The 23,971-nt window shown below is 63.8% G+C and carries 19 protein-coding genes; 10 read left to right on the top strand and 9 right to left on the bottom strand.

What is annotated here, in order from left to right; all coding sequences use genetic code 11:
* Positions 1–51: 51 nt before the first annotated feature.
* The 6 genes from E8L03_RS18860 to glpA form a co-directional block, all read right to left on the bottom strand.
* A complete protein-coding gene (locus tag E8L03_RS18860; RefSeq protein WP_171268184.1) occupies positions 52–1,611 on the bottom strand; it encodes a glycerol-3-phosphate dehydrogenase/oxidase in 1,560 nt (519 codons plus the stop codon).
* Positions 1,612–1,980: 369 nt separating this feature from the next.
* Positions 1,981–3,492, bottom strand: a complete 1,512-nt coding sequence (gene glpK, locus E8L03_RS18855) for a glycerol kinase GlpK (protein ID WP_144306551.1) — start codon at positions 3,490–3,492, stop codon at positions 1,981–1,983.
* 204 nt (positions 3,493–3,696) lie between these two features.
* Entirely contained in the window at positions 3,697–4,566 is an 870-nt protein-coding gene (locus E8L03_RS18850) for a CoB--CoM heterodisulfide reductase iron-sulfur subunit B family protein (RefSeq protein WP_171268183.1), read from the bottom strand.
* Entirely contained in the window at positions 4,563–6,338 is a 1,776-nt protein-coding gene (locus tag E8L03_RS18845; RefSeq protein WP_171268182.1) for a 4Fe-4S dicluster domain-containing protein, read from the bottom strand. The genes E8L03_RS18850 and E8L03_RS18845 overlap by 4 nt, the downstream gene beginning before the upstream one ends.
* Positions 6,339–6,512: 174 nt before the next feature.
* Positions 6,513–7,883 carry a glycerol-3-phosphate dehydrogenase subunit GlpB gene (gene glpB, locus E8L03_RS18840; RefSeq protein ID WP_171268181.1) on the bottom strand — a complete coding sequence of 457 codons (1,371 nt, stop codon included), beginning with the start codon at positions 7,881–7,883 and terminating at the stop codon, positions 6,513–6,515.
* A gap of 62 nt (positions 7,884–7,945) precedes the next feature.
* The gene (gene glpA, locus E8L03_RS18835; protein ID WP_244963582.1) at positions 7,946–9,541 is read right to left on the bottom strand and encodes an anaerobic glycerol-3-phosphate dehydrogenase subunit A; all 1,596 of its coding nucleotides are present in this window, start codon (positions 9,539–9,541) and stop codon (positions 7,946–7,948) included.
* Between the two features lie 463 nt (positions 9,542–10,004).
* On the opposite strand from glpA, the gene E8L03_RS18830 reads away from it, so the two are divergent.
* From E8L03_RS18830 to E8L03_RS18800, 7 genes are all read left to right on the top strand, one after another.
* Positions 10,005–10,754: a DeoR/GlpR family DNA-binding transcription regulator gene (locus tag E8L03_RS18830; protein WP_144306626.1), complete on the top strand. Its 750-nt coding sequence runs from the start codon at positions 10,005–10,007 to the stop codon at positions 10,752–10,754.
* Between the two features lie 156 nt (positions 10,755–10,910).
* The gene (locus E8L03_RS18825) at positions 10,911–11,987 is read left to right on the top strand and encodes an ABC transporter ATP-binding protein (RefSeq protein WP_144306554.1); all 1,077 of its coding nucleotides are present in this window, start codon (positions 10,911–10,913) and stop codon (positions 11,985–11,987) included.
* 38 nt (positions 11,988–12,025) lie between these two features.
* The gene (locus tag E8L03_RS18820) at positions 12,026–13,117 is read left to right on the top strand and encodes an ABC transporter ATP-binding protein (RefSeq protein WP_144306555.1); all 1,092 of its coding nucleotides are present in this window, start codon (positions 12,026–12,028) and stop codon (positions 13,115–13,117) included.
* Positions 13,118–13,122: 5 nt separating this feature from the next.
* Complete coding sequence (locus E8L03_RS18815) at positions 13,123–13,995, top strand: carbohydrate ABC transporter permease (protein WP_144306556.1); 873 nt, start codon at positions 13,123–13,125, stop codon at positions 13,993–13,995.
* Positions 13,992–14,795, top strand: coding sequence for a carbohydrate ABC transporter permease (locus tag E8L03_RS18810; RefSeq protein WP_144306557.1), 804 nt, complete (start codon positions 13,992–13,994; stop codon positions 14,793–14,795). The genes E8L03_RS18815 and E8L03_RS18810 overlap by 4 nt, the downstream gene beginning before the upstream one ends.
* 20 nt (positions 14,796–14,815) lie before the next feature.
* Positions 14,816–15,094, top strand: a complete 279-nt coding sequence (locus E8L03_RS18805) for a DUF2160 domain-containing protein (protein WP_144306558.1) — start codon at positions 14,816–14,818, stop codon at positions 15,092–15,094.
* Positions 15,095–15,205: 111 nt separating this feature from the next.
* Entirely contained in the window at positions 15,206–16,954 is a 1,749-nt protein-coding gene (locus E8L03_RS18800; RefSeq protein WP_244963581.1) for an ABC transporter substrate-binding protein, read from the top strand.
* Between the two features lie 209 nt (positions 16,955–17,163).
* On the opposite strand, the gene E8L03_RS18795 is transcribed toward E8L03_RS18800, so the two are convergent.
* From E8L03_RS18795 to E8L03_RS18785, 3 genes are all read right to left on the bottom strand, one after another.
* On the bottom strand, positions 17,164–17,631 hold the full coding sequence (locus E8L03_RS18795; RefSeq protein ID WP_171268180.1) for a hypothetical protein: 468 nt from the start codon (positions 17,629–17,631) through the stop codon (positions 17,164–17,166).
* A 357-nt stretch (positions 17,632–17,988) separates the two neighbouring features.
* A complete protein-coding gene (locus tag E8L03_RS18790; RefSeq protein ID WP_171268179.1) occupies positions 17,989–18,546 on the bottom strand; it encodes a hypothetical protein in 558 nt (185 codons plus the stop codon).
* A gap of 331 nt (positions 18,547–18,877) precedes the next feature.
* Positions 18,878–20,917 (bottom strand): methyl-accepting chemotaxis protein, encoded by a 2,040-nt coding sequence (locus E8L03_RS18785; protein WP_171268178.1) that lies wholly within the window; start codon positions 20,915–20,917, stop codon positions 18,878–18,880.
* A 410-nt stretch (positions 20,918–21,327) separates the two neighbouring features.
* Here E8L03_RS18785 and E8L03_RS18780 point away from each other — a divergent pair, with 410 nt between their 5' ends.
* The 3 genes from E8L03_RS18780 to E8L03_RS18770 are packed head-to-tail and all read left to right on the top strand — an operon-like array spanning position 21,328 to position 23,966.
* Positions 21,328–21,942, top strand: coding sequence for a TetR/AcrR family transcriptional regulator (locus tag E8L03_RS18780; RefSeq protein ID WP_171268177.1), 615 nt, complete (start codon positions 21,328–21,330; stop codon positions 21,940–21,942).
* Positions 21,943–21,959: 17 nt separating this feature from the next.
* A complete protein-coding gene (locus E8L03_RS18775; RefSeq protein ID WP_171268176.1) occupies positions 21,960–22,718 on the top strand; it encodes an outer membrane lipoprotein-sorting protein in 759 nt (252 codons plus the stop codon).
* Between the two features lie 6 nt (positions 22,719–22,724).
* The gene (locus tag E8L03_RS18770; RefSeq protein ID WP_216367917.1) at positions 22,725–23,966 is read left to right on the top strand and encodes an ABC transporter permease; all 1,242 of its coding nucleotides are present in this window, start codon (positions 22,725–22,727) and stop codon (positions 23,964–23,966) included.
* Positions 23,967–23,971 lie beyond the last annotated feature (5 nt).

Raw genomic sequence — 23,971 nt, 5'->3', positions numbered from 1 at the left:
GCAGCGAGGCTCGTTTTCTTCGAATTTTGATCCGCCTCAGCAGAGCGCGGCTCAGTCGATCACATAGCCCTGTGCCAGCTCGGTATACTGGCGCACCTGGTCCTGGGCCCAGGCATCGTCCTTGCCCAAGGCCTCGGCCATGATCCGCGCCGTCTCCGGCGCGCACTCGATGCTCGCCCGGGCGTCCAGCAGCAGCGCGCGGGTGCGCCGGCCGAGCACGTCCTCCACAGTCCGGGCCATCTCGTTCTCCACGGCCCAGACCACCTCGGCCTTGATGTACGGCAGGCTCTCGTGCAGCAGCTCGCCCAGCTCGGGCTTGTCCTCCACAAGGTGCCGGATAAAGGGCTCGTCCGAGCCGTACACGTGCAGCGGGTCCTTCCGGTCCACGTGCTTCAGCCAGCCGTGAATGCGCAGGTGCTTGGTCACGCAGGACTTTTCCTCCAGACCGGCGATAAGCACCGCGTTGTCCACGGCCTCCTGCGCCATCTTGCGATAGGTGGTCCACTTGCCGCCGGTGATGGTCACCAGGCCGGAGGGCGACACGACCAGGAAGTGGTCGCGCGCAATGGACGAGGTGGTTTTGCCGCCGCCCGGCTCCACCAGGGGCCGCAGCCCGGCGAACACGCTCCGCACGTCCGCGCGGGTGGGGACCTTGCTCATGTACATGGCCGCGTGGTGCAGGATGAACTCGATCTCCTCCTCCAACGGCCTGGGCTCCAGGCTGGGGGCGTCCACCGGGGTGTCGGTGGTGCCCACCACGGCCTTGTCGTGCCACGGCACGGCAAAGAGCACGCGGCCGTCCTCGGTCTGCGGCACCATGATGGCCGTGTTGCCGGGCAGGAACTCCTTGTCCAGAATGATGTGCACGCCCTGGCTGGGCCGGATGATCTGCTGCGCCTTCGGGTCGTCCATCTGCAGCACGCTGTCCGTGAAGACGCCCGTGGCGTTGACCACCACCCGGCCGTGGATGTGCAGCTCCTCGCCGCTCTCCTGATCCACAGCCGTGACGCCGCTGACCATGTCGCCGGACTTCATCAGCCCGGTGACCTGCATGTAGTTGAGGAGCACGCCGCCGTTCTCGGCCGCGGTCTGGGCCAGGTTCACGGCCAGGCGCGAATCGTCGAACTGGCCGTCGTAGTAGACTACCCCGCCCTTGAGGCCCGTGTCCCGCAGCGTGGGGATGCGGCGCATGGTCTCGTCCTTGGATACGCGCTTGGACGGTCCCAGGCCGAGCTTGCCGGCAAGCATGTCGTACACGCGCAGGCCCGCGCCGTAGAACGGGCCGTCCCACCAGTCGTAGTTGGGCACCAAAAAGGCCTGGTGGGTAACGAGATGCGGCGCGTTCTGGCGCATCAGGCCGCGCTCGTTGAGCGCCTCCAGCACCAGGGAGATGTTGCCCTGGCGTAGATAGCGCACGCCGCCGTGCACCAGTTTGGTGGAGCGGCTGGACGTGCCCTTGGCAAAGTCGTGCTGTTCCAGAAGCAGCGTGGCGTACCCGCGCGAGGCCGCGTCCACAGCCACGCCCAAACCCGTGGCCCCGCCGCCGATAATGATAATGTCCCAATATCCCAGCTCCTGCCGCACGGCGTGGAGCATGGCGTCCCTGTTCATTTGAATCCTCCAGTACTCATACGTCTTGCCCTTATATTGCCTGGCAAACAGCTCAGGGCGATATGCTGTCGAGGGACGCTGTCCCTCGAACTCCCTGCAAGGGAGCATTGCTCCCTTGACCCTATTCTAGGTTCAGGGGAACGGGTGATAGGTATGCTACGTTTGTTACAATAATTCGTCCAAGCAAACCGGTGCAACTCTGTACCGGTATGATCCCAACCCGATTCCCATACCACTCAGGGCTGTTCAAAAACTTTGCTGGCAAGGCGGACAACACCTTTCAAACCGGAGCGTATGAACAATACGTGAGGATTTGAATGTGTTGAAGCAACGCCGCCAGGACGGGATTTTCAGCAGCCCGATAAAAAATCAGTCGAGCCAGTTGAGAGTACGCTCGACAGCTTTCCCCCACATGGCATACCCCTTGGCGCGGTCCGCCTCGCTCATCTGCGACTCCCAGGCCTTGTCCTCTTCCCAGTTCTTGCGCAGCTCGTCGCAGCTGTCCCAGAAGCCCACAGCCAACCCGGCCGCGTACGCCGCGCCCAGGCAGGTGGTTTCCGCCACCTTGGGCCGGATCACGGGCACGTCGAGCACGTCGGCCTGGAACTGCATGAGCAGGTCGTTGGCCACCATGCCGCCGTCCACCTTGAGCCGCTTGAGCGCCACGCCCGAGTCCTTGTTCATGGCCTCCACTATGTCCTTGGTCTGGTAGGCGTTGGCCTCCAGCACGGCGCGGGCGATGTGGTTCTTGGTCACGTACCGCGTCAGCCCGCAGATCACGCCGCGAGCGTCCGGCCGCCAGTACGGGGCGAAAAGTCCCTGAAACGCCGGCACCACGTACACGCCGCCGTTGTCGTCCACCTGGGCGGCCAGCTCCTCGATCTCCGGCGCGCTCTGGATGAGGCCCAGGTTGTCGCGCACCCACTGTACCAACGCGCCGGCAATGGCGATGGAGCCCTCCAAACAGTAGACCGGCTTGTCCGTGCCCATCTGGTAGGCCAGCGTGGTGACCAGCCCGTGCGTGGAAGGCACCGGCGTCTCGCCCGTGTTCAGCAGCAGAAAGCAGCCCGTGCCGTACGTGTTCTTGGCCTCGCCCTTGCTGAAGCACGCCTGGCCCACCAGGGCGGCCTGCTGGTCGCCCAAGGCCCCGCACACCGGAACGCGCGCCCGGAGCGGGCCGTCCTCGTCCGTGGGTCCCCAGGAGTTCGGATCGCTGGACGGCACGATGCGCGGCAACCCCTGGCGCGGAATATTCAGGATGGACAAAATCTCATCGTCCCAATCCAAAGTATGCAGGTTCATCAGCATGGTGCGGCTGGCGTTGGTCACATCGGTCACATGCGCTCCGCCCATGGTCCCGCCCGTGAGCTGCCAGATGATCCACGTCTCCATGGTGCCGATGATGGCCGAGCCGTCCTCCACGGCCTTGCGCGCGCCGTCCACGTTGTCCAGCACCCACTTGATCTTGGGCCCGCTGAAGTACGTGGCCACGGGCAGACCGGTCTTGTCGCGGAACCGGTCCTGCCCGCCCTCTGCAATGAGCTCCTTGCAGATCTCGTGGGAGCGCGTGCACTGCCAGACAATGGCGTTGTAGTACGGCTTGCCCGTGCGCCTGTCCCACACCAGCAGTGTCTCGCGCTGGTTCGTGATGCCGATGGCCGCCAGATCGCCGCCCCTGAGCCCGGCCTTGGCCAGGGCGCCGCGGATCACCTCCTGCGTGTTCTCCCAGATCTCCAGGGCGTCGTGCTCCACCCAGCCCGGTTGCGGGAAAAACTGCCGGTGCTCCTTCTGGTCCAGCGTCACAATGCGGCCGCGCTCGTCGAATATGATGAACCGGCTGCTCGTGGTTCCCTGATCCACCGCTCCGATATACTTGGCCATCACTCTCTCCTTGGTCTCACTCACACACCACCAGTCCCCTGCCTATCTCCCACCTACGAGATGCCGGCACAAATGGAAAGGGCCACGCCCTGCACTTGATTCAACCGAGGGCGTTGCCCTCGGGCTCCCACCCTATAATAGGGGTCCGGGGACCACTGGTCCCCGGCAGGGGAACCGGGGGACAGCGTCCACCGGAGGCCTTCCCTACCCCAATATCCGTGCCCAGTCCGTCACGTTGCGGTGCAGGCCCAGGGTGGCGGGCGGCAGGCCCAGGGCCAGGCCCAGGAGCTGCGGGTAGAGCACGGACGGCGGCGCCCCTTCCAGCGGCATGAGCTCATGCAGCAGGCTGCGGTGCGTATCGAACTGGAGCTGGCAGTAGGTGCAGGCGGTGGCGAGCACCTGGGCCCCGGCGGTCATGGCGTCCACGAGCTTCTTGCGCGCGAGCTTGAGGGCCATGCGGTCGTCCTTGCCGAAAAGCGGGTTGCCGCAGCACTCCAGCCGCATGGGCCAGTACACGGCCGTGGCCCCGGCCGCCTCCACGAGACGCTCGAAAAGTGTGGGCTGGAGCGGGTTGTCGAAGCGCGTCACGTTGCCGGGCCGCAGCGCGTGGCAGCCGTAATGCGCCGCTATCTTGATATCGGTCAGCGGATTCGTGACCGCGACGGCGATGGCGGGTGCGCCCACGTCGCGGTCCAGGGCAGTGAGCAGATGCACGGGCTCGGGCCAGTCGACCGGCCGTGTGGGCAGGTGCAGCCCCTCCTGGGCGAGCAGCCGCCGTATCCGTTTCTGCAGTGTTTCGTTGCGCTCCATCCAGTAGATGGCGTGCCGCAGGTTGCCGTAGCAGCACTTGCACGGCGTGAGGATGGGCAGGCCTTCCGCTGCGGCCAGGGCCAGGTTGCGCGCCGAGGAGAGCACCGAGGCCTCGAAGCTCTGGTGCCGCACCGGATAGCCGCAGCAGCCCAACTCCAGGTCCACGAGCTCCACGCCCAGGGCCGCGCACACGGCGCGGGACGCCTCGCCGTACTGCGGCTGGTGGTACGGGATCTTGCAGCCCGGAAACCACACGTATTTCACGCGGCGCCTCCCTGATGATGGGTGTCCCTATCCGCATCATTGTGCAGCGCGGCGTGGCGCAGCCTGGCCGAGGCGATGTTGCGCAGCTCGAAGAGCACGTCGGCCACACGCACGCCCTGGGGGCAATGCTCCTGGCACTTGTAGCAGGTCACGCAGCTCCAGACCATGCGCGCGCCCAGCACGTGGTCCCGCAGGCCCATGCGCAGCATGTTCATGATCTGCTGCGGGGTCAGATCCAGCTCCTGCACCGGATCTGTGGCGGCCGCCACCACCGGACAGACATTAGTGCAGGTGGTGCACTGCACGCAGGCCCAGAAGGTCTGCGGACGATCGGCCAGCACCACGGGCCGCTCGGTCTCTTCCTGCGAAGGCTTGTGCAGCAGTCCTTGTGAGAACCGCTCGGCCCACTGACCGGCCGTAAAACGCGTCATCTGGCGATGGGGTTCGCCGCGCACGCCGGCGCCGCCGGCCTCCTCGGCCATCAGCGTCCGCTTGGAGGATATCCACAACTCCTGCAAATCGATGCGCGCCGGGCAGACGTCCGTGCAGCGGTGGCACTCCGTGCAGACAAAGCTGCCTTCGGCGAATGCGAAAGCCTCGGCAGGGTCCAGCTCGCCCGCGCCCTTGTGCCTGAGGCCGCGCAGCTTCTCCGAAGGCAGGATCTCCGCGGTGCCGAGCACGGCGTAAGACGCGGCCACGCTGCAATGCTCGCTGCACATGCCGCAGTGCATGCAGGCTTCCATGCCGATGGTGCGGCGAAGCGTTGTGGCGGTGCCGGGAGCGCCGCCGCAGGCGTCTGGCTGTGCGCCGCGCTCCGGCCTGGGCCGCGTGGGTTGAACCAGCAGATTGAGCGGCGTGAGGAAGACGTGCGCCATCTTGCCGAATGGCAGGTAGACGATGCCCAGGAAGCAGAGCAGCACGTGGACATACCATAATGTGGACACCCCGCCGGCCGAGCCCAACACCGGCGCCGCCGGCTTGAGCGCCCTGGAGAGCGGGTAGGAGACAAAGGCCGAGGCCGTGTCCGAGTGGCAGGAAGTGCAGGCGAAGTCGTTGACCTCCCGGCCCAGGGCCAGGAGCTCGTCCGGAGTCATGTCCATGGGCTCGGGCGCCGGGTGGGTGAAGACCACGCCGTACTCGTTGGCCCAGACCATTTGCAGGCCGGCTATCTCGGCCGGGTCGTCGCTCACGAAGTAGTCGGCCACCATGCTGTCGAACTCGCTCTGGGAGGTGATCTTGGCGCTTTCCAGAACAAAGCCGGAGAGGACGATGGCTGCGATGATGGCCAGGGCGAACCAGTCGTCCCTGCGGGTGGTGCGCTTGAGCCCGGTGATTGTGAGCCGGCGGTACACGGCCAGGGCCACGCCCGCCAGCACCATGAGGCCGAACAGGTTGCGCAGCCACTGGTACGGGTCCAGCGTGGGCTCGTACATGGGCAGAACGGCGCGGGAGAACACGCCGTCCATGGCGTGCATTAGCAGAAGGCCCACGAACCCCGCGGCCAGGAGGAAGTGCATGGTCCAGCGCGACACACTGGCCCGTACCAGGTGCGCCTGGAAAAGCACGTCGAGCAAGAAAGCCTTGAGGTAGCGGAGGACGCCCAATCCTGCGCCGCCACGTTCACCGGCCTTCTTTGGGCAGGGTGCTCGATGCGGGGGCTCGTGGGCCTCACTGCTGATTCGTACCCCACCGCGACTGCGCCGAATCCGCCAGGCGAATCCGGCCAGGCACGCGGCCAGGGAAATAAGGAGACCTCCTGTGAGAAAATCCATGGACACTGCTTCCGGTGCCGCACCTTCTTGATTGGTTCACGCCACGCGCCGGCAGCCCTCGCCGGCTGGCCTATGAAGCTGTCGAAAAAGTTCTCCCGCAGCAGGCAGTGGCATCACCTGCCGGGCCGAAAAGTCCTCGTACGTCAGGTACCGACATCACCTGCCGGCTTCCTCTCACGACAGACTGTTCTGGTACGACTGCACCGCGGCATACGCCGTGGCGATTGCCAGGCCTGCGCCACACTTGGCGCGCATCCAGTCCTGATTGGCCAGAATGGAACCCGCCGCGAAAAGGTTGGGAAACGCTGGGTGGCCGTTCTCCGAGAGCGGCCGCAACCGGGCGTCCACCTCCACGCCGGTCCTGTTCAGCGGATGTCCCCGGGCATCGAAGAAGTCCTCGCGGTGCCACTCGTCCCGGTGCTTGGGCTGCAGGACCGGCAGCCCGAAGAGCGGCTCGTGCACGGCGTGCCTGTCCGCCGTCAGGCCCTTGCCGAAGAACCGGCCGCCGGCAAGGATGGCGCCGCGCGCCTCCACCACGGCCTCGATGTCGCCCTCCCCGGCGCCGGCAATGTGGAAGCGGAACCCGCCGTTGTCCGTGCGTTCCCACTCGGCCACACGCTTTTGCGGGTAGATGCGCACGCCGCGGCCGGGCAGAAAAGTCTCGAAAGCGGCGCGCAGCCGCAGCCCGGCAATGGAGGGCGGCATGGTCGGAATCTCGAAGATCTCCACGCCGAGCCGTTCCCTGAGCCGGGCGATGACGTCGTACAGGCCGGAGCTGGCGGCTCCGACGCTGGCTGTGGAAGACGCCGTGGACGCCGGCGCGGCGTACGGGCCGAGCACGGCCGGAAAGCCCACGGCCTGCGCATCCTGCACGTGCTCCGCCACGGACTCCGCCAGCCAGTCCACCACGTCCATCTCGGTGAGCGACCATGCCAGGTGCTCCGGGTAGAGCTCGCCGGCGCAGCCAGGGAAGGGAATGCGGACGCTGCGCAGCCCGGGCCACTCCGGTCCGCGGACCTCCACGATCTGCCGGCCGCTGAACCCCTTGAGCCCGATGAAATCGATGATCAGGCACGGCAGCTTCCGCTCCATGGCCTGCACCCCAGGCCACATGGAGCACGGCGCGCGGTACGTGGGCTTCACAGTGCCCAGGGAGGTGAGCACGCGGGCGTTGCGGTCGGCGTAGCCGTCGTACGGCAGGCCGGCCTCGGCCAGGAACGCGGTAAAATCCTCGAAAGCGGCGCGCACGTCCGCATCCGGCACCAGGCCGTAGGGATGGTGCGGCTCGTCGCGGCGCAACGCCTCCAACCCCTGCCAGGGGTTGTCCACCGCGTGCAGCTCTTCGACAGGGTGCATGCCCAGGAGATCGAGCATGCCGGTGCTGAAATCGATGCCCCCCAGGGCGCCTGCCTGGGCAACGCTGAGCCCGCGCGAGGAAGCGAACAGCGCCGCGGCCATGCCGGCCATGCCCGCGCCTACAACCATGAGGTCGCAGGAACAATCCGGTTCCATGGCGTGCGCTTTACTCGCAGTGTCGGTCGGCATGTCTGCTGCTCCTTCAGTAATACGCGTGAACTCCGCGTCGCCCCTGCCAGTATCGTCAAGTCTTACGGCTTGCGCTCCAGCTCCAGCATGCCGCAAAGCAGCGCCTCCTGGAGCTCGGCTTGCTGCAAGGGCACGCCCCAGAGGATGGGCGCCTTGCCGCGCCAGCGGCGGCCCACAAACTCCTTGAGCTCGTCCAGGCCGCGGTCGGCTTCCAGCCAACCCTCGTCATACAGATGGGCCGTAACGCGCGGCCCGCAGAAGCAGCCCTGGCACGGGCCCTTGCCCACCCGGCTGCGGATGTTCAGGGCGCTCAGGGCGGAAAGCTTCGAGTCCTGCGCCATCTCCTGCATCATGGAGTCCACCACGCGGCCGGAGACCATCTCGCACTCGCAGAGGATCACGTCGCCCTCTTCGGCGCGGTCCACCCAGGTGCGCGCGCCCAGCCTAGGGTCGGTCCAGCGGCCGGCGTCGGACGGCGGCAAAGGCTCGGTCCGCGTGCGGCACGGCACGTCTACTTTCAGTTTGCGGCAGGCCAAGTCCCCGGCCTTTTCCGCCATGTAGCGGAAGGTGGTCAGCTTGCCGCCGGTGATGGTGATGAAGTTCGCCACCCCCTGGGAAGCGTGGTCCTTCAGGGTGTAGCCGCGGCTCACGCTGCGGTCGCCGCCGTTGGAGTCACCGTCGCCATTGGCGTCGCCGTTGGTATCGGCCACCAGGGGCCGGACCCCGGCGTAGGCGCGGATGTAGCGGGTGGTCTCCAGAATGGGGACCATGGCTATGGCGTCGTCCAGCATGCGGTCCACCTCCTCCACGGTGGGGCGGCAGTCGTCCGGATCGTCGATGCGTACGGAGGTGGTGCCGAGGATGGAGACGGAGCCGCCGGGCACGAGGATGTCGGCGTCCGAGGCCATGCGCAGCCTGTTGACCACGCGGGCGGAAAGGCGGTCCTGGGTGATGACCAGGGTTCCCTGGGAGTGAACCACGGAGAGCGGCGCGCCGGCCATATCGGCCACGATGCCGGCCCAGGCGCCGGAGGCGTTGATCACCAGCTCGGGCTCAATGACGAGCTCATCCCCCGTTTTTTCGTTGTGCAGGGAGACGGTGCGGATGGCCCCGCCCTCCACATTCAGGGCCGTGACCTTGGTGTTGCGGAGCATCTGCGCGCCCAGGCTGCAGGCGTGGCTGATGTTGTCCAGGCAGAGCATGAAGGGGTCGATGGTGCCGTCGCGGACCTCGTAGGCGGCGATGACGTCCCGGGCGAGGTGCGGCTCCATGGCCATGGCGGTCTTGGGGTCGAGCTCTTTGGCCGGCAGGCCGACCTTGGCGCAGAGGTCCGGGAACTCGGCGATGTAGTGCTCGTCGTCGCCGGGAACGGCCACGAACAGGCCCTTGGTATCCTCTATACAGTGGGGGGCGAGGCGCTTGAGCAGCGCGGACTCCTCCATGCACTCGCGGGCGGCTTCGGGGTCGGAGCCCACGTAGCGAGCGCCGCTGTGTAGAAGGCCGTGGTTGCCGCCGGAGGCGCCTGCGGCCAGATCGCGCTTTTCCACGAGCAGGCTGGGGATGCCGCGCAGGGCGAGGTCGCGCGCCACGCCGGTGCCGGTTACCCCGCCGCCGATGATGAGCACGCGTGCAGCGTCTGGCTTCAAGGCTTTTGTCACTGCCGCCTCCTGTCGTGCAGCGTTCACCGCTCCCGTGGATCGCGAGCGGATCGTTCCGCAGTGCCCGGCCGTGGTGCAACCACGCGGCCAGGGCTGTGGAGCCGTCCCCGGTACTCAGACTTTTCACCATCACAACCGACATGGAAACGAAAAAGTTTATCTTTCGGTTGTGAATTAATTTGCCCGATAGTATGACAATTTCAAAGCACAGATGACAAGCTTGCGTCATTCGTGGGCTAAAATCTAGCACACGGCGTGTTTATCGTCATTACTTTTTTTCGCAGCAGAACATAATCAGATATTTTTCTTTCGAAACCGAACAAAAACGCCAGGAATCACCATGTCTCAGCAGCTCAGACTCCCCCCGTTCGTGGAAGGCAGCTCCTGCCGGCTCCCCAGCCAGCGCGAGCAGGCCTTCCACCAGGACGTCAAGCACGCCTCGGTGGTCAAGCGGCACAAGCAGATGTTCGAGATCGTCCAGGAGCACGGCTTCGTCACGGTCCAGGACCTGGCCGAGGCCTTCAACGTCACCCCGCAGACCGTGCGCCGGGACATCAACACCCTCTGCTCCAAGGGGCTGGTCCAGCGCCACCACGGCGGCGTGGGCGTCACCTACAGCACGGAGAACGTGGATTACACCAACCGCCAGGTCCTCTACCAGGCCGAGAAGCGGCTCATCGCGCGGATGGTGGCGGAAAACATCCCCTCGCGCGCCTCCCTGTTCATCAACATCGGCACCACCACAGAGGAGGTAGCCAAGGCCCTGCACGGCCACGAGCGGCTGCGGGTGATCACCAACAACCTTAATGTCGCCACCATCCTGCGCGGCAACGAAAACATCGAAACCCTGGTGGCCGGCGGCGTGGTACGCCACAGGGATTGCGGCATCGTGGGCGAATCGGCCATCGACTTCATCCGCCAGTTCAAGGTGGACTACGGCATCATCGGCATCAGCGGCATCGACCTGGACGGCACTCTGCTGGACTACGACTACCGCGAGGTCCGCGCGGCCCAGGCGATCATCGAAAACGCGCGCAAGGTCTTCCTGGTGGCGGACCACTCCAAGTTCGGCCGCAACGCCATGGTGCGCATGGGCACGCTGGAGGACATCGACGCGCTGTTCACGGATTTCATGCCCCCGCCGCCCCTGATCGAGGAGCTGGAGCGGGCCGGGGTGCAGCTTTTCGTGGCCAACGGAGATATCAAGGAGTGAGAGGCCGGCTCGTTTTTTTCGTTTTTTTTCTTATTTTCGCTTTCTCTTTCGATTGAGAAAATTTCATGACGGTGTTATGTATTTGAAACAAGTCTGACACGAAACCGATCAGTCCTGGATAAACTCCTTGCCGTAATCAGCCGAGGGGAACGCTCAATGGGGCTCGTACTCAAAGACGTTGACAGGGTCGTTGATCAAGAGATCTACCTGAAGGACATCAACCTCGCGTTGGAGTCCGGCTCCCGATATGTCGTCCTGGGCCGCACGCTCGCCGGCAAGACTACGCTGCTGCGGGTGATGGCCGGTCTGGACAGGCCGACCAACAAGGGCTCGGTTCTGGTGGACGGGACCAACGTGACAGGCCAATCCGTGCGCAAGCGCAACGTGGCCATGGTCTACCAGCAGTTCATCAACTACCCGTCCCTCTCCGTTTACAAGAACATCGCCTCCCCCCTGCGGGGAATCCCCAAGGCCGAGGTGGACCAGCGCGTCCGCCACGCCGCCTCCATCCTGCACATCGAGCACCTTCTGGACCGCCTGCCGGTCGAGCTCTCCGGCGGCCAGCAGCAGCGCACGGCCATTGCCCGCGCCCTGGTCAAGGACACGGGCCTGCTGCTCCTGGACGAACCCCTGGTGAACCTGGATTACAAGCTGCGCGAGGAGTTGCGCCAGGAGCTTCTGTCCATCTTCACCAAGCGCGAGTCCATCGTGGTCTACACCACCACGGAGCCATCAGAAGCGCTGATGCTGGGCGGCAACATCATCGTGATGCACGAGGGCCGCATCCTGCAGACCGGCCCCACCACCGAGGTCTACCAGAAGCCGTCCACCACCAAGGTCGCCGAGGTCTTCAGCGATCCGCCCATCAACTTCATCCACGCCGACGTGGGCGAAGGCGAGGCCCAGCTGCGCATAGGCATCCGCTTCCCGCTGACCGGGCACCTGAAGGACCTGCCTCCCGGACCCTACACCTTCGGCGTTCGCTCGCACCATTTCTCCATCAACAAACACACCGAGGAGGACATCGAGATCGCCTCCACGGTCGAGCTTGCGGAAATCAACGGCTCGCAGACGTTCGTCCATTTCCACTATCGCAACAGATCCCTGGTCCTGGAGGAAGAAGGCGTGCACCCCTACAGGGTGGGCAGCCTCATCCACGTCTACGTACAGCCCAGATACTTCTACGTTTTCGACGATACGGGCCATCTGACCAAGGCGCCGGACCTGGATTAGGGCGGCGCGAGCGGCCGAGAAAGGGAGGGGAGCACTACATGGCGCGCATCGAGCTGGAAACCATCGCACACAGCTACATGCCCCGGCCCGCCGGGCCGGACGACTATGCTCTCAAGAGCATACATACCGTGTGGGAAGACGGCGGCGCCTACGCCGTGCTGGGGCCATCCGGCTGCGGCAAAACCACCATGCTGAACATCATCTCCGGGCTGCTTACGCCCAGCGAGGGCCGCATCCTCTTCGACGGCAAGGACGTAACCACCCTGCCGCCGGAAAAGCGCAACATCGCCCAGGTGTTCCAGTTCCCGGTGCTGTACGACACCATGACCGTGGAGAAGAACCTGGCCTTTCCCCTGAAGAACCGGAAGGTGCCGGCGCACGAGGTGGACCGCCGGGTCAAGGAAGTGGCCGAAATCCTGGACCTGAAACATCTATTGAAAAAACGCGCCGCCGGCCTGGCCGCGGACGCCAAGCAGAAGATATCCCTGGGCCGGGGCCTGGTGCGCAGCGACGTGGCCGCGATCCTCTTTGACGAGCCGCTCACGGTCATCGACCCGCACCTCAAATGGCAGCTCCGGCGCAAGCTCAAGGACATCCACTCCCAGTTCGGCCTCACCCTCATCTACGTGACCCACGACCAGGTGGAGGCCATGACCTTCGCCGACAAGGTGGTGGTCATGTACGAGGGCGAGATCGTCCAGATCGGCACGCCGCAGGAGCTGTTCGAGGAGCCGGCGCACACCTTTGTGGGCTACTTCATCGGCAGCCCGGGCATGAACATCCTGCCCTGCACCCTGGATAACGGCCGCGCCGTGGTCAACGGCGGCAGCGTGCCGCTGGACCCCAAGCTGGCGGACGCCGCGGCAAAAGCCGAAGGCACGCTGGAGATGGGCATCCGGCCCATGTACCTGGGAGTGTCCATGCAGCCGGTGGAGGACGGCATGGAGGGCCGGGTCACCATGGTGGAGGACCAGGGGAGCTACAGAATCGTGACAGTCGCGCTCTCGGACCACGTGCTCAAGGCGAGCGTCCAGCCCTCGTTGCCGGTTGCGGAAGGCGCGTGCTGGGTCAGCTTTCCGCCGGAACGCACCAAGCTATTCGCGGCAGGCAAGTTGCTGCGTGCGGGGTAGGCGTCATGGTCAAATGGGACAATAACAGAGCCTGGTTCCTGGTCATACCGGTCTTCGTCATCGTGGCCTTCAGCGCCATCATCCCCCTGATGACGGTGGTGAACTACTCGGTGCAGGACATCTTCGGCCCCGGGCAGCGCTACTTCATCGGCGCGGAGTGGTTCCGCGAGGTGCTCCATGACGAACGGCTCCACGCCGCCCTGTGGCGGCAGTTCCTGTTCTCGGGCCTGGTGCTGCTCATCGAGATGCCGCTGGGCGTGCTCATAGCCCTGGCCATGCCCAAGAAGGGCTGGACAGCGTCCCTGGTGCTGGTGCTGCTGGCCCTGCCGCTGCTCATTCCGTGGAACGTCATCGGCACCATCTGGATCATCTTCACCCGGCCGGACATCGGGCTGATGGGCGCGTTCATCAATCAAACGGGCATACCCTTCGACCACACGGCCAGTCCGCTGGACGCCTGGATAACAGTGATGCTCATGGAGGTGTGGCACTGGACGCCGCTTGTGGCATTGCTGGCCTATGCCGGCCTGCGGGCCATTCCAGAGGCATACTACCAGGCCGCCAAGATCGACGGCGCCTCGCGCTGGGCCGTGTTCTGGTACATCCAGCTGCCCAAGATGCGCGGCGTGTTGACCATCGCCCTGCTCCTGCGGTTCATGGACAGCTTCCTGATCTACGCCGAACCGTTCGTGCTCACGGGCGGCGGGCCAGGCAACTCCACGACGTTCCTGTCCATCTACCTGGTCAAGGTGGCGGTGGGACAGTTCGACCTGGGGCCGGCGGCAGCCTTCTCCCTGGTCTACTTCCTCATCGTGCTGCTGTTCTGCTTCCTTTTCTATCAAGCCCTCCAAGCCGTGGGGACAGGAGAGAAAGGATGAAAATACAAAAACGACACTGGGGCCTGATCCTCTATCTGTTCCTGCTGCTTCTGCCCATTTACTGGATGCTCAACATGTCCCTGCGCACCAACGCGGACATTCTGAGCGGCTTCGCCCTGTACCCCTCAAGCCCGACGCTGCAGAACTACCTGAAGATATTCACGGACTCCTCGTGGTACTCGGGCTATATCAACTCCATCATCTACGTCACGATGAACACGGTCATCTCGCTTTTGACCGCTTTGCCTGCGGCGTACGCCTTCTCGCGCTACCGCTTCATCGGCGACAAGCACGTGTTCTTCTGGCTCCTGACCAACCGCATGGCGCCGCCCGCGGTCTTCCTGCTGCCGTTCTTCCAGCTCTACTCCACCTTCAACCTCATCGACACGCACATCGCCGTGGCCCTGTCCCACTGCCTGTTCAACGTGCCGCTGGCGGTCTGGATTCTGGAAGGCTTCATGTCCGGCGTGCCCAGGGAGATCGACGAGACGGCGTTCATCGACGGCTACAGCTTCCCGCGGTTCTTCATCACCATCTTCCTGCCGCTCATCCGCGCCGGCATTGGCGTTACGGCGTTTTTCTGCTTCATGTTCAGCTGGGTGGAGCTGTTGCTCGCGCGCACGCTGACCACGACCAACGCCAAGCCCATTGCCGCGACCATGACGCGCACCGTGAGCGCCACGGGTCTGGACTGGGGCCTTCTTGCCGCCGCCGGCATTCTGACCATCGTGCCCGGCGCGCTGGTCATCTGGTTCGTGCGCAACCATCTGGCCAAGGGCTTCGCCCTGGGCCGGGTCTAATCCCGTAGGAGGCCGCGACCATGGATTTCGAATGGATGGCATGGACGCCGGTAACGGCCGGGTTCTTCATCTTCATCGGCGTGGTGCTCGCCATAATGGCCGTCTGGGAGGTCGTCTCCCCCACCATAGCGCGGCGGGGGCTCCTGCCCCTGACCACCACCCGGGGGGACAGGCTCTTCATGGGTCTTCTGGGCGGCGCCTACATTCTGCTGATCTGGGTGGGTCTGACGCAACTTTCCCTGTGGTACGCCCTCGTGCTTGCGCTGTCCTTTCTCGCAGCCATGCTGCGCTGGGGGTAGAACGATACAGATTGCCGCATCCGACAGAAAAAGCGTGTAGAAATGCACGTTTTTATGACACATTTGCCATGGCGTAACTTCAACAACCTGCAATGCGCTAGGAGGTGGCTAATGTCGATGAAGCACAGGATTTTCCTGCGTCTCCTCTGTCTGGGGACCATGCTCACGGCTCTCTTCTGTGTCGCGAGCATCGCCGCTGCGGATCAATACTCGGACGCGGCAAAAAAATGGATTGATGACGAGTTCCAACCTTCGACGCTCTCCAAGGAAGAGCAGATGAAGGAGATGGAATGGTTCACCAAAGCGGCGGAGCCCTTCCGCGGCATGGAGATCCGCGTGGTCTCCGAAACCATCCCCACCCACGAGTACGAGTCCAAGGTCCTCGCCAAAGCCTTCGAGGAAATCACCGGCATCAAGGTCACCCACGACCTGATCCAGGAAGGCGACGTTATCGAGAAGCTGCAGGTGCAAATGCAGTCGGGCGAGAACGTGTTTGACGGCTACGTCAACGACTCCGACCTCATCGGCACGCACTTCCGCTCCGGCTACGTGGTCAACCTGACCGACTGGATGGCCGGCGAAGGCAAGGACGTCACCCTGCCCACACTCGATCTCGACGACTTCATGGGCATCTCCTTTACCACGGCTCCGGACGGCAAGGTCTACCAGCTGCCCGACCAGCAGTTCGCGAACCTCTACTGGTTCCGCTACGACTGGTTCAACAACCCCGAGTACCAGAAGCAGTTCAAGGACATCTACGGCTACGACCTGGGCGTGCCCGTCAACTGGTCCGCATACGAAGACATCGCCGAGTTCTTCACCGACCGCGTGAAAGAGGTCGACGGCATGGCCATCTACGGCCACATGGACTACGGCAAGAAGGCCCCGGACCTCGGCTGGCGCTTCACCGACGCTTGGCTCTCCATGGCCGGCGCCGGCGACAAGGGTCTGCCCAATGGCCTGCCCGTGGACGAGTGGGGCATCCGCGTGGAAGACTGCCATCCGGTCGGCTCCTCCGTGTCCCGCGGCGGCGCCACCAACGGCCCGGCCGCCAAGTACGCCCTGCGCAAGTACATGGACTGGCTGCGCCGCTATGCGCCTCCCGGAGCCCTTGGCATGGACTTCTACCAGTCCCTGCCGTACCTGGCCCAGGGCAACGTGGCCCAGCAGATCTTCTGGTACACCAGCTTCGTCCCCTCCGTGGTCGAGGAAGGCACGCCCGTGGTCAACGAGGACGGCACGCCCAAGTGGCGCATGGCTCCCTCGCCCCACGGCCCGTACTGGGAAGAAGGCCAGAAGCTCGGCTATCAGGACTGCGGCTCCTGGACCCTGCTGAAGTCCACCCCGGTGGACCGCCGCAAGGCCGCCTGGCTCTACGCCCAGTTCTGCGTGGCCAAGACGACCTCGCTGAAGAAGGCCCACGTGGGCCTGACCCCGATCCGCGACAGCGACATCCGCGACAAATCCTTCACCGAGCGCGCGCCCAAGCTGGGCGGCCTGGTGGAATTCTATCGCAGCCCGGCCCGCGTCGCCTGGACCCCCACCGGCACCAACGTGCCCGACTACCCCAAGCTGGCCCAGCTGTGGTGGCAGAACATCGGTGAGGCCGTTGCCGGCGAGGTCACCGTGGACACCGCCATGGACAACCTGGCCGCCGAGCAGGACCGCATCATGGAGCGCCTGGAGCGCGCCAACGTCCTGCCCGTATGCGGTCCCAAGCTGAACGAGCCCAGGGATCCCGAGTACTGGCTCAGCCAGCCCGGCGCCCCCAAGCCCAAGCTGGAAAACGAGAAGCCTCAGGGCCAGACCGTGAACTACGACGATCTGATCCAGGCCTGGAAGGAAGGCAAGGTGAAATAACCACCCTGGCTATTCCGATCCGCAACAACAGGGGCGTCGCCTTCGCGCGGCGCCCTTTCTTTTGTGTAAAGGGAACTGAAGGAATCGCAAGACGGGAGGTGCCGGGTCCGGCGATGTACACTGCTTTTTCAGGCAGCGGCCCTTGCGGGCGGGCTCTCAGGATGCGAGTCGAACGAGAGGATGGAGATGCAGAAGCGCGGGCCGGGCCGTTACTCCCTGGACTCCACAGACTCTTTGGATTCCGCGGGTTCCGATGATTCTGTGGACTCTGTGGATTCTGTGGTGGATTCGGGCTGCTCAGCCGGGGCGATGCCCGCTTCTTCCTGTAGCGTGGCAAAGACCTGCTTCCAGGCCTTGGCCGTCTTCAGGGCCTGGCTCTGGCGCAGAAATACGCGCAGCTCCAGGGTGATGGACTGGAGTGCGCCGCTGTTGTCCACATACTCGATCTCCACGATGTAGAACGAGGAGCTGCTGGACTTTTTCTGAAACGCTTTGACGGCCTGGATGCGGTGGAAGGCTACGCCGAGGTCCAGGCCGGGGCCCTTGCCGTTGGGATCGAGCTGCACGGTGAATGCCCTGGCGTCCAGCCTGGCCACGCCCACTTGCTGCACTTCGATTATGCCCAGCGTGCTGGTATGGTAGATAACCCGGGAGCTTATCTTCCTTTTGACTTTCATACCCACGTCCAGGCCCTCGCGTATACCCTGCTGTTGATTTCCCTGGTCCGGCAGCGCATGCCGGTAACGACTCCATCTTCAGGCCGAAGGCTCCGCACTCACCGACCTCGCCGCTCTCACGGCGCAACTGTCCGCTGCGCCAGGGCATACCAGATAGCCGACGCCTTCCGCAAACGCGGCGCACCCGTGGTCATGGGCAGTGGGCAGCGCCCGGGGGCCGAGGGATCGCAAGTCTCAGGGGTCAGAAAGCTGTGTTCCTCGGCAGACTTGCGATGGGCAGCGCCCGTGGGTTGCCTACCCGGCGAAAGGCGCTTGGCCTGGGCAGATGGCGTGTCGCCGGTATTTCCGGAAGGGATGCTACTTTTCGTGCGGCTCGTCGGGCAGGGGGTCGAAAAGGTCCGGGAACTCGCCGCCGTCCTCGGCTGCTGGCCGGACGCCTTGCGGCGCGTTGTCCTTCGCCAGCATCGCTCCGTTCTGGAACGGCGCCGTACGATACCCCAGCGCATCCACCAGACGCTCGAAGGAATCGGATGCGCCCTCGCGCCAGAACGGTATCATCACGGCCGCGTACACGGTCTCGCCGCCATAGTGTATCTTGAGCAATCCCATGCATAACGCATTGAGACCGTGGACCTCCTCAAGATGCCGTACATCCAGCAGCTTTGTCCGCGTCATGTAATCCATGGCCACGCGATCATTCTTGATCACGATGCCACTGACAATGAAGCGGTAGCTCACATACCCGGCGGTGAATACGACGCCCACAAAGACAAGAAAGGAAATCCAGTCCGTCAGACGTATTTCAGAGAGCGGCGGCGTTGGAATGACAAACAACACGAATGCGACAAGGGCTGCCGCCGCAGCGAACGGCAGATAGCACAGCCGCGTCTTGAAATCGTACACTTTCATTCTCATCAGCCCTCTTGCTTGACGGTACGGACCACATCCTGGCGAGGTTCATCACAGCGGGAAACGCAATCCCCGCAGGAAACGACGTGATATTTCTCGGGGGAACGTAGCAATTTGCCGGACCGTCGTCCATAACATCATGTCGTTACTCGCAGAATTACCAGGCCATATAGACACCCCTTCGTTGTGCACGCTTTCTGCCTTCTATGGGGAGCATGGACGCCGCTGCGACCGCACGCCGGAGGCTGAAAAAACGAGACCGCCGCCCGCAAAGGAGCTGTCCCTTCGCGAGCGGCGGTCGTGCCGGTGTATGTTGTTGCGCCGGTCGGATACCGCGTTAGACGCGTCCCTCGTTGCGCAGCTCATCGATGAGCTTTTTCAGCGCCAGGGCCTGCTCGTTGAGCTCGGACACGGCCTGGGCCGCCTCGCTCATGGCATCCGCCGTCTTGGCGGAGATGGCGTTTACGTCATCGATGGAGCGGCCGATCTCCTCGGTCACACTCGCCTGCTCCTCCGAGGAGGTCGCGATGGCGCGGATCTGGTCGGACGAGGTCATGGCGTTCCGGACGATCTCGTGCAACAGCCTGCCGGCCTCGTCCGCCTCGCCGGATGACTTCTCAATGATCTGCTTGGCCGAGTCCATACTGCCCAGGGTGTGCTCCACGCCGTTCTGGATGCCGGAAATGGAGCCGCCTACCTCCTTGGTGGCGGTCATAGTCTTCTCGGCCAGCTTGCGCACCTCGTCTGCGACCACGGCGAAGCCGCGTCCAGCATCTCCGGCACGCGCCGCCTCGATGGCCGCGTTGAGCGCCAGCAGGTTGGTCTGGTCGGCGATGTCCTCGATGGTCTGGGCGATAGCGCCGATGCCCTCGGCCTTCACGTTGAGGTCGGAGACGGACTCGTACAGCGATTGGAATGTGGACGCGATCTCATCCACGTTGCTCTTTACCGACTGCACCTGGTTGGAGCCGTCGTCTGCGGAAGAGCGGGTGGCGTCGGAGGTCACCGCGGACTGCTCGGCGTTCCTGGCGATCTCCACGATGGATGAGGACATCTGCTCCATGGCCGTGGCTGTCTCGCTGATCCTGGTGGACTGCGCATTCGCGCCGTTCCGCGACTCATCGATCTGATGCGCCAGCTCCGTGGACGCCGAAGAAACCACGTGCACCACCTGATCCAGCTTGTCGGCCGCTTCCAGCAGGCCGTCCTGACGAGCACGCTGCGCCTGGCGCGTGGCCTCCTCGGCCGTGTCGCGCGCCGCGGCCGCCTCGTCCGAGAGCCGGCGCGCCTCCTCGGTCCGCGTGTTGGCCTCGCCCATCATCTCTTCCAGCGAGCCGACCATGCCCACCATGGCCTCGTGGAGCTGGGCCATCTCGGCCTCCAGCTTGTGGGAGCAGCTGGCGTCCAGCTTGCCGCAGGCAACTTGGCGGGAGTAGTCCACAAGCGACTTGATGGGCGCGACCACCCAGCGGTTGAGCAGGAAATACGCCAGAATGATCAGGCCCAGCACGGCGGCGCCCACGATCACGGCGATGGTCGTGTTGAAGTCCGCCAGTCCCTGCTGCTTGGCGAAGAGCTCGTCCTTGGGAACCACCACGCCGAGGCCCATGCCGGTGTTGGTGATGGTGTAGAAGACGATCTGGTCGCGGCCGTCGATGGTCTGCTCGATCTCGACCATCTCGCCGGCGCCGAGCTTATCCGGCGTGGGCAGGTCCCTGCCAAAAGGCAGCTCTGTCACGGGCTTGAGCACCATGTCCTGGTCCGTGGAATGCGCGGTCAGAGAGCCGCTCCCGGTCTCCACGGCAAAGGCCATGGACGAGGGCGTGGGCTTGATGGCCTGCACCTGCGCGCTCAGGTTCTCCATGCTCAGATCGGCCGTGGACATGCCGATGATGGTGCCGTCTGCGCCGTACATGACGCTCGAGACCGTGACCATGAGCGCCATGGAGCCGGCGGCGTCGAAGTACGGCTCGGACCAGTGGATGCGCTGGGGCAGCGGTTTATCCCGCGGCCAGCTTTTGGGAATGGCCGAGGTGTACCACTCCTGGTTGGGATAGTCGTACTCCTCGGTGTTGTATTCCGTGGTGAATACGACCTTGCCGTTATCCCAGTACGCGTACAGGCCGAGATACTTCTGATCCGGCAGATAGACATGCGGATCGTACCACAACCCGGCCCCAATGGCGTTTTTGAACTCCTGAACGAATGTTGTGACAAATGCATTCACATCGTCCAGGTTCGTATTCCCGCTTGCCTTGGCGATATTGTAGAACGACTCGCCGGCCAGCGCCATGTCTTTGGCCTTGTCTTCCATCAGCTCCATGTACGAGCTGATCTTCTCGCGCTCGATTCCGATGCGCTGCTCGACCTTCTGCATGACTTCTGCTTTATACTCCTCGGACATTTCCGAGGCATTGCGGAAGAGCATGGCAAACCCCGCAATGAACACCATCGAGATAATGGCAATGAGAAATACAAGCTTTGTTTTAATTGATGAGATCACGATGTCCCCTTCCTCGTGTTCGATATCGCACATACATTTTTGAAAATTGATCCACCCCTCAAACTTTCAGGTTATACCTACTGTACATTTTTTGCAATCATATGGCGGAATTGTGTATTACTAGTATTGTCATTACGACATATCCAAACGGTCTTCGGCTCCCTCCTCCTTCTGATCCCCGGGTACACTTTTTTGTGCACGATCCTGCTTGACACGCAGGTGGTTCTGCCACATTCTTGAATTGACCGACCGGTCGGTCGGTTAGAAAAAGGGTAGAAAACAGTATGGGTTCCAGCACTACACAGGACAGAAAAAGCGCCAAGCGCGAGGCCATCATCCAGGCCGCAGCCGCCGTGTTCGCGGAACGCGGGTTCGCCGGCGCCACCGTGGCGGGCATCGCCGCCAGCGCCGACGTGGGCAAGGGCACGGTGTACGAGTATTTTGACAGCAAGGAGGACATCTTCCTTGCCGTCTTCGAGCTGCTCATGGGCCAGCTCGCCGAGGATCTGGCCACCCAGCATCCCGGCGGAAGCGCTGTGGAGCAGCTGCGCGTCTTTTCCGAGGCTTTCGTGGCGTGGATCAACCATACCAGCGAGGCGTACAGCCTGACCCTGGAGTTCTGGGCCGCTGCCGGCACCTCCCCCATGCGCGACCGGCTCATGGCCGCCTTCCGCCAGGGCTATCTCCAGTACCGGGAGTTCATCGCCGACATTCTGCACCAGGGCCAGGAGCACGGCGAAATTCGCCCCGGCGTGGATGTCGAGGCTGTGGCCACCGCCCTGGTCGGCATGTGGGACGCCCTGGGCCTGCAGGCCTGGATGTTTACGGACCTGGACGTGGAAAGCGTGAACCGCGGTTTTCTCGACGCAATGCTCACGGGGCTTATCCCCCAAGCCTGATTTTCTGGAGCACACGTATGCGCATTCGGATTTCTTCCATCCTACTGGCTGCGGCCGCCCTGATCCTCGGGGCGCAGACCGCCTCCGCCGTCACCGCCGACGAGCTGGTGCAGCGCGCGCACGACTACCTGCGCGGCAGGACCTCCGTCTCCGTGGTGGACATGACCATCCACCGCCCCAGCTGGGAGCGGTCCATGACCATCAAGGCCTGGACCCGCGGCGTGGAGGACAGCATCTTCAAGATCATCGAGCCGGCCAAGGACAAGGACAACGGCACGCTCAAGCTGGGCCACGAGATGTGGACCTACAACCCCAAGATCAACCGCGTGATCAAGATCCCGCCGTCCATGATGTCGCAGTCGTGGATGGGCTCGGACTTCTCCAATAACGACCTTGCCAAGTCCGACACCATCCTTACGGATTACACCCACACAATCATCGGTCAGGAGCAGCACGAGGGCAAGACCGTGTACGTCATCGAGTCCATCCCCAAGCCGCACGCGCCCGTGGTCTGGGGCAAGCAGGTGCTCAAGGTCCGCGAGGACGACATCTACATCTCCCAGGAGTTCTTCGACGAGGACATGCAGTCCGTGAAGATACTGGAGATGCTGAAGATCAGCGAGATGGGCGGCAAGCTCTACCCCACGGTCTGGAAGATGCACAAGACCGACGTCACGGACGAGTACACCGTGCTGGACTACAAGGAGCTGCACTTCGACGTGGACCTGTCCGATGACCTCTTCACCGTGCAAGCGCTCAAGCGGCCGCTGAGGTAGCATCCCATGTCCATTGAATCGCGGATGGGCTGGCGCAACATCTGGCGCAACCCGCGGCGTTCCGTGCTGACCATGACGGCCATCGCATTCGCCGTGGCCCTGCTCGTGTTCATGCTCTCCTTCCAGATGGGCACCTACCACGCCATGATCGAGAACGCCGTGACCATCCGCACCGGCCACATCCAGGTGCAGGCCACGGGCTATCACAAGGATCACAAGATGTGGCAGGTGGTGGAGCACCCGGACCAGGTGTCCAGATTATTGGACTCCATCCCCGGTGTGAAGGCCTACGCCCCGCGCGCCAACGGCTTTGCCCTGCTCTCCTCGGACCAGCGCACCTACGGCGGCATGGTCGTGGGCATCGATCCCGAGGCCGAGGCCCGCGTCTCCACGCTCAAGTCCATCATCCGCGAGGGCGAGTACCTCTCCCCGGACGATGGCCCCCAGGCATTGGTGGGCCGTCTGCTGGCCAAGAACCTCAAGATCGGGCTGGGCGACGAGATCGTGATGCTAGGCAACGGCCGTGACGGCTCCATCGCCGCCATGATCTACACCGTGAAAGGCATCTATTCCTCGGGCCAGGACGAGTTCGACCGTTCCTCCATCCAGGTGCCGCTCAAAAACTTCCAGGACACGTTTGCCATGCGCGGCGCCGTGCACAGAATGGTTGTCGTGGCGGATTCCCTGGATGTCGTGCCCGACGTGGAGCAGGCGCTGACCGCAAAGCTGGGCTCTGTCCAAAATGATCCGCCCCTGACCGCCCTCACCTGGGACGAGCTCATGCCCGGCCTGCAGGAGTCCATTTCTTTGGACTTCATCAGCGGCGTCATCATGTACATCATGCTCTCCGTGGTGGTCGCCTTCAGCATCCTGAACACCTTTCTCATGGCCGTGTTCGAGCGCACGCGCGAGTTCGGCGTGCTCATGGCTCTGGGCACCCGGCCCGGCAAGCTCACCAAGCTGCTGCTCATGGAGTCCACCTTCCTGACCCTGGCCGGGGTGGCCGCCGGATTCGCCCTGGGCGTGGGCGTCACCATCTTCTTCGAGCACTACGGCATTCCCCTGGGCGAAAGCGTGCAGCAGATGGCCCAGCAGTATGGCATCCCGGAGCGGCTCTACCCCAGGCTCAGCCTCATTCCGCTCACCGTGGGGCCGGGCATCGTGCTGGTCATCACCTTTGTCACGGCCCTGTTCCCGGCCTTCAAGGTCCGCTCCATCAAACCGGTGGACGCGCTGGCCACTGTCTGATCCGG

This window comes from Oceanidesulfovibrio marinus, from assembly GCF_013085545.1.
Classification (GTDB): domain Bacteria; phylum Desulfobacterota; class Desulfovibrionia; order Desulfovibrionales; family Desulfovibrionaceae; genus Oceanidesulfovibrio; species Oceanidesulfovibrio marinus.
Note: the sequence above shows the minus strand (reverse complement) of the source record. Positions and strands in the feature narration are given on the sequence as shown.

Bases quoted from the DNA above. Each gene is read 5' to 3' on its own strand.
- E8L03_RS18860 (WP_171268184.1), bottom strand. From the start codon at position 1,611: ATGAACAGGGACGCCATGCTCCACGCCGTGCGGCAGGAGCTGGGATAT.
- glpK (WP_144306551.1), bottom strand. From the start codon at position 3,492: ATGGCCAAGTATATCGGAGCGGTGGATCAGGGAACCACGAGCAGCCGG.
- E8L03_RS18845 (WP_171268182.1), bottom strand. From the start codon at position 6,338: ATGGATTTTCTCACAGGAGGTCTCCTTATTTCCCTGGCCGCGTGCCTG.
- glpB (WP_171268181.1), bottom strand. From the start codon at position 7,883: ATGCCGACCGACACTGCGAGTAAAGCGCACGCCATGGAACCGGATTGT.
- E8L03_RS18830 (WP_144306626.1), top strand. From the start codon at position 10,005: ATGTTCGAGATCGTCCAGGAGCACGGCTTCGTCACGGTCCAGGACCTG.
- E8L03_RS18825 (WP_144306554.1), top strand. From the start codon at position 10,911: ATGGGGCTCGTACTCAAAGACGTTGACAGGGTCGTTGATCAAGAGATC.
- E8L03_RS18820 (WP_144306555.1), top strand. From the start codon at position 12,026: ATGGCGCGCATCGAGCTGGAAACCATCGCACACAGCTACATGCCCCGG.
- E8L03_RS18815 (WP_144306556.1), top strand. From the start codon at position 13,123: ATGGTCAAATGGGACAATAACAGAGCCTGGTTCCTGGTCATACCGGTC.
- E8L03_RS18810 (WP_144306557.1), top strand. From the start codon at position 13,992: ATGAAAATACAAAAACGACACTGGGGCCTGATCCTCTATCTGTTCCTG.
- E8L03_RS18805 (WP_144306558.1), top strand. From the start codon at position 14,816: ATGGATTTCGAATGGATGGCATGGACGCCGGTAACGGCCGGGTTCTTC.
- E8L03_RS18800 (WP_244963581.1), top strand. From the start codon at position 15,206: ATGTCGATGAAGCACAGGATTTTCCTGCGTCTCCTCTGTCTGGGGACC.
- E8L03_RS18795 (WP_171268180.1), bottom strand. From the start codon at position 17,631: ATGAAAGTCAAAAGGAAGATAAGCTCCCGGGTTATCTACCATACCAGC.
- E8L03_RS18790 (WP_171268179.1), bottom strand. From the start codon at position 18,546: ATGAGAATGAAAGTGTACGATTTCAAGACGCGGCTGTGCTATCTGCCG.
- E8L03_RS18785 (WP_171268178.1), bottom strand. From the start codon at position 20,917: ATGCAGAAGGTCGAGCAGCGCATCGGAATCGAGCGCGAGAAGATCAGC.
- E8L03_RS18780 (WP_171268177.1), top strand. From the start codon at position 21,328: ATGGGTTCCAGCACTACACAGGACAGAAAAAGCGCCAAGCGCGAGGCC.
- E8L03_RS18775 (WP_171268176.1), top strand. From the start codon at position 21,960: ATGCGCATTCGGATTTCTTCCATCCTACTGGCTGCGGCCGCCCTGATC.
- E8L03_RS18770 (WP_216367917.1), top strand. From the start codon at position 22,725: ATGTCCATTGAATCGCGGATGGGCTGGCGCAACATCTGGCGCAACCCG.